Below are 13,534 nucleotides of genomic sequence, written 5' to 3' on the forward strand. Positions count from 1 at the left end.
AAAAAAACGGCCTTATGTATTTATTTTTTATGGATTCCGGTTTCATTTGTATTTTTCCATTTTTTCGCCAATAGGAGAATGCAATGTCGACACGTGAACAGCAAGTGGCAGAACTGCAAAAGGATTGGGATACCAACCCGCGCTGGAAGGGCGTCAAGCGCAACTACACAGCGCAAGACGTAATCCGTCTGCGCGGTTCGATCCAGGTTGAGCATACTTTGGCCAAGAACGGCTCCATCAAGCTGTGGAATCTGGTCAACAACGAACCGTTCATCAACGCGCTCGGCGCCTTGACCGGCAACCAGGCAATGCAACAGGTCAAGGCCGGCTTGAAAGCAATCTATTTGTCCGGCTGGCAAGTTGCGGGCGACGCCAACGTCGCTGGCGAAATGTATCCTGACCAATCGCTGTACCCGGCCAACTCGGTACCGCTGGTGGTCAAGCGCATTAACAATACATTGACCCGCGCCGACCAGATTCAATGGTCCGAAGGCAAGGGCGACACCGATTTCTTCGCACCGATCGTGGCCGATGCAGAAGCCGGTTTCGGCGGCGTGCTGAACGCATTCGAACTGATGAAGGCGATGATCGAAGCGGGCGCATCCGGCGTGCACTTCGAAGATCAACTGGCTTCGGTCAAGAAATGCGGCCACATGGGCGGCAAGGTGCTGGTTCCTACCCGCGAAGCGGTGGAAAAGCTGAACGCGGCGCGTCTGGCGGCCGACGTGATGGGCACCCCAACCGTATTGCTGGCCCGCACCGACGCGGAAGCGGCGGATTTGCTGACTTCCGACGTGGACGACAACGACAAGCCATTCTGCACCGGCGAACGCACGGTGGAAGGCTTCTACAAGACCAAACCAGGTTTGCAACAGGCAATCTCGCGCGGCCTGGCTTACGCCGAATACGCGGACATGATCTGGTGCGAAACCGGCAAGCCTGACCTGGAATTCGCCAAGGCATTCGCCGATGCAATCCATGCCAGGTTCCCGGGCAAGCTGTTGTCCTACAATTGCTCGCCATCGTTCAACTGGAAAAAGAACCTGGACGATGCCACCATCGCCAAATTCCAGAAAGAACTCGGCCGCATGGGCTACAAGTTCCAGTTCATCACCCTGGCCGGCTTCCACGCGCTGAACTACGGCATGTTCAACCTGGCGCACGGCTATGCCCGCAACCAGATGTCGGCTTTCGTCGAGTTGCAGGAGCTGGAATTCGCTGCTGCTGAAAAAGGCTTTACCGCAGTCAAGCATCAGCGCGAAGTCGGCACTGGTTACTTTGATGCAGTGACCCAGGTGATTCAGCAAGGTCAGTCCTCCACTACTGCGCTGCACGGCTCGACTGAAGACGAACAATTCTTCGATGCCAAGAAAGTTGCATAAGCAGCCTGTACCGCACTGATGCCGCGCCGGGAGGATTTTCCCGGGGTTGCGCTAAAAGAGCCGCCAGGGGCAACTCTGGCGGCTTTTTTTATCGCGCTTTCTGACGGAATGTAAGCATGTTTATACTGATTTCCAGTATATTTATTTTGCGCAATCAATATGTGCGGGAAATTGCATATTTTTTGCAATACTCCCTGTTAATGATTTTTTCGGATGTTCATCCAGGCTGCTGCAAAGCGTTTGTCGGGGTGGCAATCTAATCCACGGCATGTCTGCAGTGCAGACTTGTTAGAATGGCGGCATTGTTGCTGCGCCGATTTTTCATGTGCAGCCCTCACTTACCACGATTGAATTCCCTTTATGTTGAGTTATCGCCACGCCTTTCATGCGGGTAATCACGCTGATGTGCTGAAGCATGTCGTGACCATGCAGCTATTGCAGTATCTCGGTCAGAAAGACACGCCGTACATGTACATCGACACCCACTCGGGCGCCGGCCTGTATGCGCTCGATAGCGCTTACGCGGCCAAGAATGCCGAATTCGAAAGCGGCATCAGCCGCCTGTGGGAGCGCAAGGACATGCCGGCGCCGCTGGCCGAATACGTCAAGCTGGTCAAGCAGCTGAACCCCAGCGGCAAGATGCGTTATTACCCCGGTTCCCCGTATGTGGCCGACAAGACCATGCGCGAGCAGGACCGGCTGCGCCTGTTCGAGCTGCATCCGAGCGATAGCAAGATTCTGGCCGACAACTTCCGCAAGCTCGACGCGCATGCGGCCGAGCAGGGCGTGCGCCAGACCGTGCGCGGCACGCGCGTGATGATCCAGCGCGCCGACGGCTTTGCCGGCCTGCGCGCTCTGCTGCCGCCGCCGTCGCGGCGCGGCCTGGTGCTGATCGATCCGCCTTACGAGGACAAGGGCGACTATCGCCGCGTCAAGGACACCTTGACCGATGCGCTGGTGCGTTTCGCCACCGGCACCTATGCGGTCTGGTACCCGGTGCTGAACCGGATGGAATCGCGCCAATTGCCGGAGCAGTTGAAGCGCTTGCCGTCCAGCAGTTGGCTGAATGTCACGCTGTCGGTCTGCGCGCCGTCGCCGGACGGCTTCGGCCTGCACAGCAGCGGCATGTTCGTGCTCAATCCGCCGTGGACGCTGGAACCGATGCTCAAGGAATTGATGCCGTATCTGGTCAGCGCGCTGGGCACCGATGCTGCGGCCGGATTCACGCTGGAGTCGGGCGCGCCGCTGGCGAAGTTTACCGGTACGCGCCGGGTCTGATTGCGGCCGGCAATGCGATCAAGGCGGTTTTGGCTATGCGCAATCGGCGGCCGCCCGCCGCGCGCTACTGCGCCAATAAGAGAAATACCGTCGGTTTCTTGTGGAACAGCGGCATTTCGCCGGCGCCGAGGGCGCGCCGCCACTTGCCGGCGCTCTGGGTGCGAACCGACTCGCTCGGCAAGGTCAGGTCGGTCGCGATGCAGATCAGGGTTTCCGGCAGGCAGGTTGCCGCCAGCGCTTCCAGCATTGCGCCGTTGCGGTACGGCGTTTCAATGAACAGCTGGGTTTGCTGTTCCAGGCGCGAGCGCTCCTCGAGCGCCTTGATGCGCTTGACGCGCAATCCGGCATCGGTCGGCAAATAGCCGTTAAAGGCAAAGCTCTGGCCGTTCAGGCCGCTGGCCATGACCGCCAGCAGCAGCGATGACGGGCCGACCAGCGGCCGCACCACAATTCCGTGCTGATGCGCCAGGCGCACCAGATTGGCGCCCGGGTCGGCCACCGCCGGTACCCCGGCTTCGGAAATCAGGCCGGCATCCCGGCCGGCCAGAATCGGCGCCAGCAGCGCCGGCAGGGCGGCAGCCGGCGTATTGACATTCAATTCGGCGATGCTGATTTCCTGCAAAGGCTTTGCCAGCGGATGTGCGACAGACAGCAGTTTCAGGAAGGCGCGCGTCGATTTGGCATTTTCCGCTACGAAATAATCGAGAGCGGCGCTGACGGCCTGCACTTGCTGCGGGATGATATGCGACAGCGGATCGCCTGCTGCGCCGTCGGCCTGGCCGAGCGTATTGGGAATCAGATACAGAATGCCTGGCATGGTGTTTATAGATGATATTGTGGGTATTTTTTACATGCGCATAATTTATATGCGGGAAAGTCATTATAAAACGCCATACTCAGTGTTGTATCAATGCGGAAGCATAAAACGGCACGCCGGCGCGGCGCAACATCGTGGTCAGCGCGATTAGCGGCAGGCCAGTCAGGGCGGTGGGATCGGTGCTTTCGATTTTTTCAATGACGGTAATCCCCAGGCCTTCGTTTTTGGCGCTGCCGGCGCAGTCGTAAGGTCGCTCGAGATGCAAGTAAGCGCTCAATTCATGGTCCGGCAGGTCGCGGAAGGTGACGAAAGTCTGGATGTTTTCGACTTGGACCTGCTTTTCGGGTGCGCTCTGGCGGCTATCCCACAGACATAAGGCCGTATGGAAAATTACCTGCCGGCCACGCATGGTTTGCAATTGCCGCAATGCGTTTGCATGGTTGCCCGGCTTGCCGATCTGCAGACCGTCGAGTGTGGCAACTTGGTCCGAGCCTATTACCAGTGCCTCCGGCGCCAATGCCGCGATCGCCTGCGCCTTTGCCCGTGCCAAGCGCAGCGCGGTCATGGCCGGCGTTTCCCTGGCAAGCGGAGTTTCGTCGATATCGGGGATCAAAACTTCGAATGGCAGCTGCAGGCGGCCCAGCAGTTCCTGCCTGTAACGCGAGCCCGAAGCCAGAATTAGCCGTGGCGGCAGAGTGTGAATCGAAATGGATGGCATGGTTGGCTATCGGAGATGAATATGCGTCGATAAAAGTGCGCTAACACTTTGACGAACAATCTGAATCCCTGTTATTATCGCAGGTTTTCCGGGTTCAGCTTTGCCTATGAATGCTTTTGTAATAGACGCTTTTGAATTTTGCCGGCATAAGGAACGCCGACAAGGCGAGATTGCTGTCGCGGATTCGGCACGGCTTGCGGGCGAATGTGCTGATAAATCGGCGGTTCTGTCCTGGATGATCGAGGGCGGCACCAGCGGTTTGGGTTTTTCGCAACTGACGCTATCCGTATCCGGGTCGGTTTCGTTACTGTGTCAGCGCTGCTTGACTCCATGCACATTTGATATTGCATCCGAATCGATTCTGATTCTTGCCAAAGACGATGCGCACGCGGATGAAATTGAAGCGATGCAAGACGACGATACAATCGACGTTATCGTCGGATCGAAAGCGCTGGATTTGGTGGCGCTGATTGAGGACGAAGCATTGCTGGCAATGCCTCTTTCTGCCAAGCATGAAGTGTGTCCTGACGTAGCGGCTCTGGATGCCTTGAATGGGGTAAAGAAAAGTTCTCCATTTGACGTATTGAAGCGGTTGAGCTAGTCTCGAAATTAATTTTCAGCAAGGATTTGGTTTGCCTGTGGGTTTGCAAGCTGAATATGTTTACTATTTTAGAACTTGAGTATTAGGAGTTATCATGGCTGTTCAGCAAAATAAGAAATCCCCGTCCAAGCGCGGCATGCACCGTTCGCACGATTTTCTGGTCGCGCCGCAATTGGGCATCGAGCCAACCACTGGCGAAACCCATCTGCGTCACCATATCAGCCCAAATGGATTCTATCGCGGCCGTAAAGTGCTGAAGACAAAGAACGACGAGTAAATCGCGGTTCCGGATCAAGAGCGGCGTGACGAGTTTTTGACTTGGCGCCGTTTTTTTATGCCTAAAATTAACGATTCGGCCATTTTGGCCCGCACCGGTTCTGCCCCATAATGCGTGGCTTGTGTAAGGCACTGAATCAAAACGATGACAATTAAAATTTCTATTGACTGCATGGGCGGCGATCATGGCCCGTCAGTTACCGTACCGGCTGCGATTGCATTTCTTGAGCGCGAACCCGATGCCGAATTGGTTCTGGTCGGGCTGGAGGATGCAATTCTGGCTGAGTTGAAAAAACATAAGATTGCAGCTCATCCGCGGCTGTCAGTGCGGCATGCATCCGAAGTCGTCACAATGGACGACCCGGTGGAGGTTGCCCTGCGCCGCAAGAAGGATTCCTCCATGCGGGTGGCAATCGGCCTGGTCAAGGATGGCGGGGTGCAGGCCTGCGTATCGGCAGGTAACACCGGTGCGCTCATGGCGGTGTCGCGCTACGTGCTCAAAACCATTGCAGGCATTGAGCGTCCAGCCATTTGCGGCATACTTCCAAATCAGAAAAACGGCCCGACTTACATGCTTGACCTTGGCGCGAATGTGGACTGCAAGCCGCAGCATCTGCACCAGTTCGCTATCATGGGCGCGGCGCTGGTGTCGGCGATTGAAGGGAAACCGAGGCCGACAATCGGCTTGCTGAATGTGGGTGAAGAGACAATCAAGGGGAATGATGTCGTCAAGCAGACCGGCGAATTATTGCGAGCAGACAGCGCCAGAGGCGTATTGAACTTCTATGGCAACGTCGAAGGCAATGACATCTTTGAAGGCACGACCGATATTGTCGTTTGCGACGGCTTCGTCGGCAATGTGACCTTGAAGGCGGCCGAAGGCATGGGGCGTCTGGTCAAGTCGGGTTTGACGGCAGAATTCAAGAGCAATTTCCTGAGCATGCTGGGAGCGTTGCTGGCGCGGAAGGCGATTAAATCTTTTTCCGCCCGGATGAATCCTTCCCGCTACAATGGTGCCAGTTTATTGGGGTTGCGCGGTCTGGTATTCAAGAGCCATGGCGGGGCCGATGCCTATTCATTCGAATGGGCCATCAGACGTGCCTATGGGGCAGCCAAGTATGATGTTTTGTCGCGGATTTCAAAGACAATCGAAGACTTGATGCCAACTACAGACAGTGCAATTTTGCCAGCTCAGGATGCGATTGCATCGGCGAATCCAGCAAGTAATAATGAACCTAAAACGGCATGACTCTCTATAGCAAAATTATCGGAACAGGTAGCTGCCTGCCTGCAAATCGCGTAACGAATCAGGATCTCGCCAGGCAATTGGCCGAAAAAGGGATCGAAACTTCGGATGAATGGATTGTTTCGCGCAGCGGGATTTCTGCCCGCTACTATGCCGACCCGGGCACCCGATCCAGCGACTTGGCTGTCGAAGCCGCAAAAAATGCGCTGCAGATGGCTGGCCTGCTCGCCAATGATATCGATCTGATTATTCTCGCTACGTCAACCCCGGATCATCTTGGTGGTTTCCCCAGCACCGCGACCGTAGTGCAGCGCAAGCTTGGCATTACCAATGAATGCGCTGCAGTGGATGTGCAAGCGGTGTGCAGCGGATTCATTTATGCCGTTTCGATTGCCGACAGTTTCATCAAGTCTGGTGCGCATAAAAACGTACTGGTAATCGGCGCTGAAGTATTTTCACGCATTCTCGATTTCAATGACCGCGGCACTTGCGTATTGTTTGGCGACGGTGCCGGCGCCGCTATCCTGTCAGCTTCGCAGCAGCCAGGAATTCTGGCCACTAAATTGCATGCGGATGGACGTCATTCCGAAATTCTCTATGTTTCCGGCAATGTGAGCGGTGGCGTCCTGGAAGGAAGTGCTTTTTTGTCGATGGATGGTCAGGCCGTATTCAAGCTGGCGGTGAAGGTATTGGACCAAGTTGCGCATGAGGTGCTTGAGAAGGCTGAGTTGAACGCATCGCAAGTTGATTGGCTGGTGCCGCATCAGGCAAATATCCGTATCATGCGGGGGGCTGCCAAGAAACTCGGTTTGCCAATGGACAAAGTGATTGTCACGGTGGACGAGCATGGCAATACTTCTGCGGCCTCCATTCCGCTGGCACTCGATGTCGGCGTGCGCGATGGACGCATTAAACCCGGGCAAACCGTGATGATGGAAGGCGTAGGCGGTGGCTTTACCTGGGGTGCGATCCTGGCACGGATGTAATTAATCTATTATTAATAACAAGCATGAATAAATTTGCATTCGTATTTCCGGGGCAGGGTTCTCAAAGCATCGGGATGTTAAATGGCTTTGCGGACAATCAGGTCGTGCGGCAAACCATCGCTGAAGCATCAGAGGCGTTGCAGTTTGATCTTGCCAGGTTGATCGGGGACGGCCCGAAAGAGGATCTTGATCTGACGACGAATACACAGCCGGTAATGTTGGCTGCTGCAGTAGCGTTTTATCGGGCGTGGATTGCAGCCGGTGGTGCTGTGCCGTCACTTGTCGCGGGGCATAGTCTTGGCGAGTATTCGGCCCTGGTAGCTGCAGGCGTGATCCCGTTTCATGATGCAGTGCGTTTGGTGCGTTTTCGAGCACAGGCAATGCAGGAAGCGGTCCCTGTTGGCCAAGGCGGCATGGCAGCGATTCTCGGCTTGTCGGACGCGGATGTGCAGGAAGTCTGTGAAGCCTCAGCGCAAGGCGAGGTTGTGGAGGCGGTAAATTTCAATGCGCCAGCGCAAGTGGTGATTGCCGGCCATAAAAATGCCATTGCCCGCGCCTGCGAGGCTGCCAAGGCCAAGGGTGCGAAGCGCGCCTTGCCGCTGGCGGTGTCGGCGCCATTCCATTCTTCTTTATTGAAGCCGGCATCCGACCGCTTGCGTGCCTACATGGCGGACATGGTTTTTGCTGCGCCGCAGATAGCGGTAATCAATAACGTCGATGTGGCAATCGAAAACGATCCCGCCAGAATCAAGGATGCGTTGGTGCGGCAAGCTGCCAATCCGGTCCGCTGGGTCGAGACCGTACAAAGGGTGGTGGCGGAGGGTATTACGCATGTGGCCGAATGCGGGCCGGGCAAGGTACTGGCCGGATTGACGAAACGTATCGATGCTGGCCTGACGGCAGAAGCAATCGTTGATCAGGTGTCGCTGGATAGAATTTTGGAGTTATTGAAGTGACGACGCACAATTTTAACAATCAAGTGGTTTTAGTCACTGGCGCTTCACGCGGCATTGGTCGTGCGATTGCACTCGAATTTGCCAAGCAGGGTGCAACCGTTATCGGCACAGCTACTTCCGAAACCGGGTCTGCTGCAATCACCGAGTATCTGACTGCCGTTGGCACCGGTCTCGGCAAGGGCGTGGTGCTGGATGTGAACGACGCTGTGGGATGCGGTGCTCTGATTGATCATATTCAGAAGCATTACGATGGATTGTCGATTCTGGTCAATAATGCGGGCATTACCCAGGACCAGCTTGCTTTGCGCATGAAAGATGCGGAGTGGGATGCTGTGATTGCGACCAATCTGACGGCCGTCGCGCGTCTTTCCCGTGCCGTACTGCGCGGCATGATGAAAGCGAAAAGCGGACGCATTATCAATATTACTTCGGTGGTCGGATCGACCGGCAATCCGGGGCAAATGAATTATGCCGCGGCAAAAGCCGGCGTGGCAGGTATGAGCCGTGCGCTGGCGCGAGAAATTGGCAGCCGCAATATCACGGTCAATTGCATTGCACCGGGCTTCATCGATACCGACATGACAAAATCATTGAATGAACAGCAAATCGCCGCTTTGTTAGGCCAGATACCCCTGAATCGTTTCGGTTTGCCGGAAGATATCGCGGCCGCCGCACTGTTCCTTGCTTCGCCCCAGGCCAGTTATATTACCGGTACGACGTTGCACGTTAATGGCGGAATGTACATGGGATGATTTGTAACTGATTGAAGTTATTTGTTTTTAAGTTAAATTTAAACGAAGAAGCTGAAATTCATTTTTTGCGCCGCAAACCTGATAAAATGCGCGCACTTTCTGTAACCAACACACTGGAGGCAATATATGTCTGATATCGAACAACGCGTAAAAAAAATCGTCGCCGAGCAACTGGGCGTCGCTGAAGCTGACATCAAGATCGAATCATCGTTTGTTGATGACCTGGGCGCAGACTCGCTCGACACCGTTGAACTCGTCATGGCATTGGAAGACGAGTTCGAGATGGAAATTCCGGATGAACAAGCCGAAAAAATCACCACTGTGCAACAGGCGATCGATTACGCCAAGGCACACGTCAAGGCTGCTTAATTTACTTTGATTGACTTCTGGAGAACTGTTTGAGCCGCTCACGTGAACGTCGTGTCGTCGTAACTGGTCTCGGTTGTGTTTCGCCTATCGGCAACACGGTTGCCGATGCGTGGAGTGCAGCGCTTGCGGGTAAATCCGGTATCGCGACCATCACCAAGTTTGACGCTACATCTTTTTCTACCCATTTCGCCGGGGAAGTGAAAGGCTTCAATATCGAGGATTACATTCCCGGCAAGGAAGCGCGGCACATGGATGCTTTCATCCATTTTGGCGTTGCTGCTGGAATCCAGGCAATACAAGATAGTGGTCTGGTTGTTACAGAGGCTAATGCGGAGCGTATCGGGGTCATTGTGGGGTCGGGTATCGGTGGTTTGCCGATGATCGAGCAGACGCATGCCGAATATGTCAGCCGCGGCCCACGCCGGATTTCGCCATTTTTTGTGCCCGCATCGATCATCAATATGATTTCCGGGCACTTGTCGATCAAGTACGGCTTGAAAGGCCCCAACCTTGCCATGGTTTCCGCATGCACAACGGGCTTGCACAGCATTGGCGCAGCCGGGCGCATGATTGAATACGGCGATGCGGATGTGATGATCGCCGGCGGTGCCGAGTCGACCATATCGCCGCTCGGGCTGGGTGGATTTGCTTCAGCGCGTGCGCTTTCTTCGCGTAATGAGGATCCGCAGACAGCTTCCCGCCCTTGGGATGCTGATCGTGACGGATTTGTGCTCGGCGAAGGTGCTGGCGTGATGGTTCTCGAAGAGTATGAGCACGCGAAGGCTCGAGGCGCCAAGATATATGCGGAGCTGGTCGGATTCGGCATGAGCGGTGATGCCCACCATATTACCGCGCCGAATATGGACGGTCCGCGTCGCAGCATGGTGAATGCGTTGCAAAACGCGGGTATTAATGTCGATCAGGTGCAGTACCTGAATGCACATGGCACATCAACACCGCTTGGCGATAAAAATGAAAACGATGCGGTCAAGGCTGCATTCGGCCAGCATGCCAAGAGTCTGGTCGTTAATTCGACCAAGTCAATGACCGGTCATTTGCTGGGTGGTGCAGGTGGCCTGGAATCGGTCTTTACTGTGTTGGCCTTGTATAACCAGGTGTCGCCGCCGACCATCAATATCTTCAATCAGGACCCGGAGTGTGATCTGGATTATTGTGCGAATACGGCACGCGACATGCCTATTCAGTATGCGGTCAAAAACAATTTCGGTTTTGGCGGCACAAATGGCACTCTCATTTTCGGAAAAGCTTAATTAGTACAGTCCATCCTTTGCACAAGGATGGATTTTTTTGTCTCCAATCATGTCCATAGCGGTCAGTGCCGTTGTGCGTCCCTCCCGATTATTGCTGGTCATGGTGACCGCAGTTTGTCTGTGCGTTATTCTGATTGCAGTTCTGCTAGCTGGTAATTATTTTGGCATTGCCTCCGGGCGGCGGGGCTTATTGCTCGCACTGACATATCTTGTCACGGCAATTTCATGCTGGAGCTTATTCTTCTTTTCGCAAAAATCTTATTTCATCGCAATATCCGCAGCCGGGCAGATACGAATATTGGAGTTGGACGGATTGGTCAGCGAGACGCAGGAAGTATCCGATAGCAACAGTGACAGCTGGTTTGTAGTGAAGTTGCTGGATGATTCAACTTTATGGCCGAGATTATTGTTGTTGCGACTGCGTTCTGAGAGCGGCCGTCTTTTTGTTTTACCCATATTGCCGGATAGCGTTTCACTGCAGTCGTTCAGGTCGTTGTCAGTTGCTTGCCGCTGGATTGCGGTGCGGATCAAGGGCAACGATAACCAAATTTTATGAGGTTTTTAATCACACAAGTTGAACTTAATGCATTGCATGTAGTCAATTGTTTAGGCCGCGTGCATGTTGCGAAATACAAGGGAATGAGGATTGACAACAGAACGCGACATTGATAAACGACTTGTCGAACGTGTTCAGCATGGCGACAAAAAGGCGTTCGAGCTACTGTTTTCCAAGTACCAGCGGAAATTGATGCGGCTCGTGTCCCGTCTCGTCCGTGATCAGGCAGAGGCAGAAGATGTAGTGCAGGAGGCTTTTATCAAGGCATACCGCGCCTTGCCGCAATTTCGTGGAGACTCGGCTTTTTATACATGGTTGTATCGAATTGGCATAAATACGGCGAAGAATTATTTGGTCACGCAAGGGCGGCGTGCGCCAACCTCAACCGATGCAGATGTAGATGAAGCGGAAACTTTTGACGATGGAGAGCACCTAAGAGATATCAATACGCCGGAATCCATGCTGGCTACCAAGCAAATTGCTCAGACCGTAAATTCGGCGATGGAAGCTCTTCCTGAGGAGCTGCGTGTAGCTATTAGTCTGCGTGAAATTGATGGTTTGAGTTACGATGAAATTGCGGACTTGATGGATTGTCCGATTGGTACAGTGCGGAGCAGAATATTTCGTGCTCGGGAAGCGATAGCAGAAAAATTAAGGCCGTTGTTGGATACGGCAATTGATAGGCGTTGGTAGAATGGAATCAACCATTTTGGCTGAAGGGGTTAACCAAGCTGCGGCAAGGTGATTTATGAATATGAAAAAAATGACCCAAGAACACATTTCGGCTTTTGCCGACGCTGAATTAGCAGATCAAGAGATCGGTGCGGTATTGGCGGCGCTGCGCGTTCCCGAGCGACGCGAGGCATGGGATGTTTATCATCGTATTGGCGATGTATTGCGATCGCAGGATCTGGCCTACGAAATGCGGCCCGAAGCACAGAAACGGATGGCGGCATTGCTGGATGCGGAGCCGGTCGTATTTGCTCCTGCGCAGGCAGGCGACCGTGCCAAAAAGCTCCCCAATGATTCCGCCGAGTTGTCCGTAGCGCAAGCGGGGTCGGGACTCATCAGGACTGCAAGGCATTTTTTCAGGCCGGGAGTCGCCGTTGCCGCAACTGCCGCAGCAGTTGCATTTTTTGCCGCACCTCCGCTGCTGGTCGCATTCAATGGCTGGCGTGCGGGCGATGTTTCCCAGATGGCATCGTCGTCCTCGCCTGCACTAAGAACGGTTGAAAATGGCGATATCAATCTCAAAGCAGGGACGATGACGCAGAGCAGGACTGCAAACGTAGCCGATATGGCATCTTCCGATGTGATGCTGCGCGATACCAATGTGGATGAATATCTTTTTGCGCATCAACGCTTTTCCCGTTCTGGCTATAGCAATGCACAGTATGCAAGTCCGGCGTCCTTTACAACCGACAGCGCAAAGTAATTAATATATGCGGACGGTATTGGTTGGGTTGAAATTTGTTGGCATTTTCTTTATTTTTTGTGCATTTTCTGCGCGGGCAGGCAATAGTAATCCGTCCGAAAATCTTCATGAACAGGCGGTGTTCAAGAAGATGCAGATCGCCGCACAAAAAAATAATTATTCCGGTACATTCGTCTATCAGCAGGCCAATCAAATGCGGACTTCGCGTATTACGCATTTGCGTGAGGGGAAAAATGAGTTTGAAAAACTCGAGATACTCGACGGCAATCTGCGCGAATACATACGCCGTAATGAAGAAGTCACCTGTTACATTCCGGAAGAAAAAACACTTCTGCTTGAAAAACGCGTAACGCAGGATGTCTTTCCTGCAATTTTTTCGGCGAATTCAGAGGATGCCGCGCTGTATTACCATTTCAGGAAAGGCACCGATGGTCGTGTAGCGGGCTTTTCTTGCCAGTCCATTCTGCTGGAACCGAAGGACGATTTGCGTTACAGCTATAGGCTTTGTGTCGAGAAATCAACTGGTCTGCTGTTGCGTGCACAAACCCTGGATCAGAAAAATGAAGTGATCGAGCAGATCTTTTTTACCCAGGTTGAAATTGGTAAAATCGACCGTAATCGCGTTAAATCCAGTTTCGGGAATGTTTCGGGCTGGCGGTTGGAGAATGCCGCCATGAAACTCGTCAGGATTCATGACTGGGAAGTCAAATGGGTGCCGCCCGGATTCAAGAAGATTGGCGAGATGAAGCGCCTGGTTTCGGACAATTCGGCTTCTGCTGGCGACAATCCCAATAAGCAGACGCTAGCCCAGCGCGAGATTGCGCAAATGGTGTTCTCCGATGGACTTGCTGCGATTTCGGTCTTTATCGAACCAAGTGCGCAAAGCCGCAC

The 13,534-nt window shown here is 53.9% G+C and carries 16 protein-coding genes; 14 read left to right on the forward strand and 2 right to left on the reverse strand.

The window, feature by feature from the left end; all coding sequences use genetic code 11:
- The first annotated feature begins 83 nt into the window (after positions 1-83).
- Positions 84-1,382 carry an isocitrate lyase gene (aceA, locus tag HMCN_RS0114590; RefSeq protein WP_025918074.1) on the forward strand — a complete coding sequence of 433 codons (1,299 nt, stop codon included), beginning with the start codon at positions 84-86 and terminating at the stop codon, positions 1,380-1,382.
- Positions 1,383-1,742: 360 nt separating this feature from the next.
- Positions 1,743-2,660 carry a 23S rRNA (adenine(2030)-N(6))-methyltransferase RlmJ gene (locus HMCN_RS0114600; RefSeq protein WP_025918075.1) on the forward strand — a complete coding sequence of 306 codons (918 nt, stop codon included), beginning with the start codon at positions 1,743-1,745 and terminating at the stop codon, positions 2,658-2,660.
- Between the two features lie 64 nt (positions 2,661-2,724).
- Here HMCN_RS0114600 and HMCN_RS0114605 read toward each other — a convergent pair whose 3' ends face one another.
- Together HMCN_RS0114605 and HMCN_RS0114610 are read right to left on the reverse strand one after the other, a co-directional pair.
- Positions 2,725-3,477 (reverse strand): SAM-dependent methyltransferase, encoded by a 753-nt coding sequence (locus HMCN_RS0114605; RefSeq protein ID WP_025918076.1) that lies wholly within the window; start codon positions 3,475-3,477, stop codon positions 2,725-2,727.
- Between the two features lie 79 nt (positions 3,478-3,556).
- Positions 3,557-4,195, reverse strand: a complete 639-nt coding sequence (locus HMCN_RS0114610; RefSeq protein ID WP_025918077.1) for a Maf family nucleotide pyrophosphatase — start codon at positions 4,193-4,195, stop codon at positions 3,557-3,559.
- Positions 4,196-4,301: 106 nt separating this feature from the next.
- On the opposite strand from HMCN_RS0114610, the gene HMCN_RS0114615 reads away from it, so the two are divergent.
- From HMCN_RS0114615 to HMCN_RS0114670, 12 genes are all read left to right on the forward strand, one after another.
- On the forward strand, positions 4,302-4,796 hold the full coding sequence (locus HMCN_RS0114615; protein ID WP_025918078.1) for a DUF177 domain-containing protein: 495 nt from the start codon (positions 4,302-4,304) through the stop codon (positions 4,794-4,796).
- A 94-nt stretch (positions 4,797-4,890) separates the two neighbouring features.
- On the forward strand, positions 4,891-5,073 hold the full coding sequence (rpmF, locus tag HMCN_RS0114620; protein ID WP_008449924.1) for a 50S ribosomal protein L32: 183 nt from the start codon (positions 4,891-4,893) through the stop codon (positions 5,071-5,073).
- Between the two features lie 144 nt (positions 5,074-5,217).
- Positions 5,218-6,321 carry a phosphate acyltransferase PlsX gene (gene plsX / locus HMCN_RS0114625; protein WP_025918079.1) on the forward strand — a complete coding sequence of 368 codons (1,104 nt, stop codon included), beginning with the start codon at positions 5,218-5,220 and terminating at the stop codon, positions 6,319-6,321.
- On the forward strand, positions 6,318-7,304 hold the full coding sequence (locus HMCN_RS0114630) for a beta-ketoacyl-ACP synthase III (RefSeq protein WP_025918080.1): 987 nt from the start codon (positions 6,318-6,320) through the stop codon (positions 7,302-7,304). The genes plsX and HMCN_RS0114630 overlap by 4 nt, the downstream gene beginning before the upstream one ends.
- 23 nt (positions 7,305-7,327) lie before the next feature.
- Positions 7,328-8,260, forward strand: a complete 933-nt coding sequence (gene fabD / locus HMCN_RS0114635) for an ACP S-malonyltransferase (RefSeq protein ID WP_025918081.1) — start codon at positions 7,328-7,330, stop codon at positions 8,258-8,260.
- Complete coding sequence (gene fabG / locus HMCN_RS0114640; protein ID WP_025918082.1) at positions 8,257-9,012, forward strand: 3-oxoacyl-ACP reductase FabG; 756 nt, start codon at positions 8,257-8,259, stop codon at positions 9,010-9,012. The genes fabD and fabG overlap by 4 nt, the downstream gene beginning before the upstream one ends.
- A gap of 126 nt (positions 9,013-9,138) precedes the next feature.
- The gene (gene acpP, locus HMCN_RS0114645) at positions 9,139-9,381 is read left to right on the forward strand and encodes an acyl carrier protein (protein ID WP_011871492.1); all 243 of its coding nucleotides are present in this window, start codon (positions 9,139-9,141) and stop codon (positions 9,379-9,381) included.
- A 29-nt stretch (positions 9,382-9,410) separates the two neighbouring features.
- Positions 9,411-10,652, forward strand: a complete 1,242-nt coding sequence (fabF, locus tag HMCN_RS0114650; RefSeq protein WP_025918083.1) for a beta-ketoacyl-ACP synthase II — start codon at positions 9,411-9,413, stop codon at positions 10,650-10,652.
- A 49-nt stretch (positions 10,653-10,701) separates the two neighbouring features.
- Positions 10,702-11,208, forward strand: coding sequence for a protein YgfX (locus tag HMCN_RS0114655; protein ID WP_025918084.1), 507 nt, complete (start codon positions 10,702-10,704; stop codon positions 11,206-11,208).
- 90 nt (positions 11,209-11,298) lie between these two features.
- Complete coding sequence (rpoE, locus tag HMCN_RS0114660) at positions 11,299-11,901, forward strand: RNA polymerase sigma factor RpoE (protein ID WP_025918085.1); 603 nt, start codon at positions 11,299-11,301, stop codon at positions 11,899-11,901.
- Positions 11,902-11,962: 61 nt separating this feature from the next.
- A complete protein-coding gene (locus tag HMCN_RS0114665; RefSeq protein WP_162174151.1) occupies positions 11,963-12,643 on the forward strand; it encodes a sigma-E factor negative regulatory protein in 681 nt (226 codons plus the stop codon).
- Positions 12,644-12,650: 7 nt separating this feature from the next.
- Positions 12,651-13,534: MucB/RseB C-terminal domain-containing protein (locus tag HMCN_RS0114670; protein ID WP_025918087.1), on the forward strand; the 884-nt coding region annotated here is incomplete at its 3' end.

The organism is Herminiimonas sp. CN, assembly GCF_000622895.1.
Lineage (GTDB): Bacteria > Pseudomonadota > Gammaproteobacteria > Burkholderiales > Burkholderiaceae_D > AVCC01.

Coding starts and splice junctions, on each gene's coding strand:
- aceA (WP_025918074.1), top strand. CDS start 84: ATGTCGACACGTGAACAGCAAGTGGCAGAACTGCAAAAGGATTGGGAT.
- HMCN_RS0114600 (WP_025918075.1), top strand. CDS start 1,743: ATGTTGAGTTATCGCCACGCCTTTCATGCGGGTAATCACGCTGATGTG.
- HMCN_RS0114605 (WP_025918076.1), bottom strand. CDS start 3,477: ATGCCAGGCATTCTGTATCTGATTCCCAATACGCTCGGCCAGGCCGAC.
- HMCN_RS0114610 (WP_025918077.1), bottom strand. CDS start 4,195: ATGCCATCCATTTCGATTCACACTCTGCCGCCACGGCTAATTCTGGCT.
- HMCN_RS0114615 (WP_025918078.1), top strand. CDS start 4,302: ATGAATGCTTTTGTAATAGACGCTTTTGAATTTTGCCGGCATAAGGAA.
- rpmF (WP_008449924.1), top strand. CDS start 4,891: ATGGCTGTTCAGCAAAATAAGAAATCCCCGTCCAAGCGCGGCATGCAC.
- plsX (WP_025918079.1), top strand. CDS start 5,218: ATGACAATTAAAATTTCTATTGACTGCATGGGCGGCGATCATGGCCCG.
- HMCN_RS0114630 (WP_025918080.1), top strand. CDS start 6,318: ATGACTCTCTATAGCAAAATTATCGGAACAGGTAGCTGCCTGCCTGCA.
- fabD (WP_025918081.1), top strand. CDS start 7,328: ATGAATAAATTTGCATTCGTATTTCCGGGGCAGGGTTCTCAAAGCATC.
- acpP (WP_011871492.1), top strand. CDS start 9,139: ATGTCTGATATCGAACAACGCGTAAAAAAAATCGTCGCCGAGCAACTG.
- HMCN_RS0114655 (WP_025918084.1), top strand. CDS start 10,702: ATGTCCATAGCGGTCAGTGCCGTTGTGCGTCCCTCCCGATTATTGCTG.
- HMCN_RS0114665 (WP_162174151.1), top strand. CDS start 11,963: ATGAAAAAAATGACCCAAGAACACATTTCGGCTTTTGCCGACGCTGAA.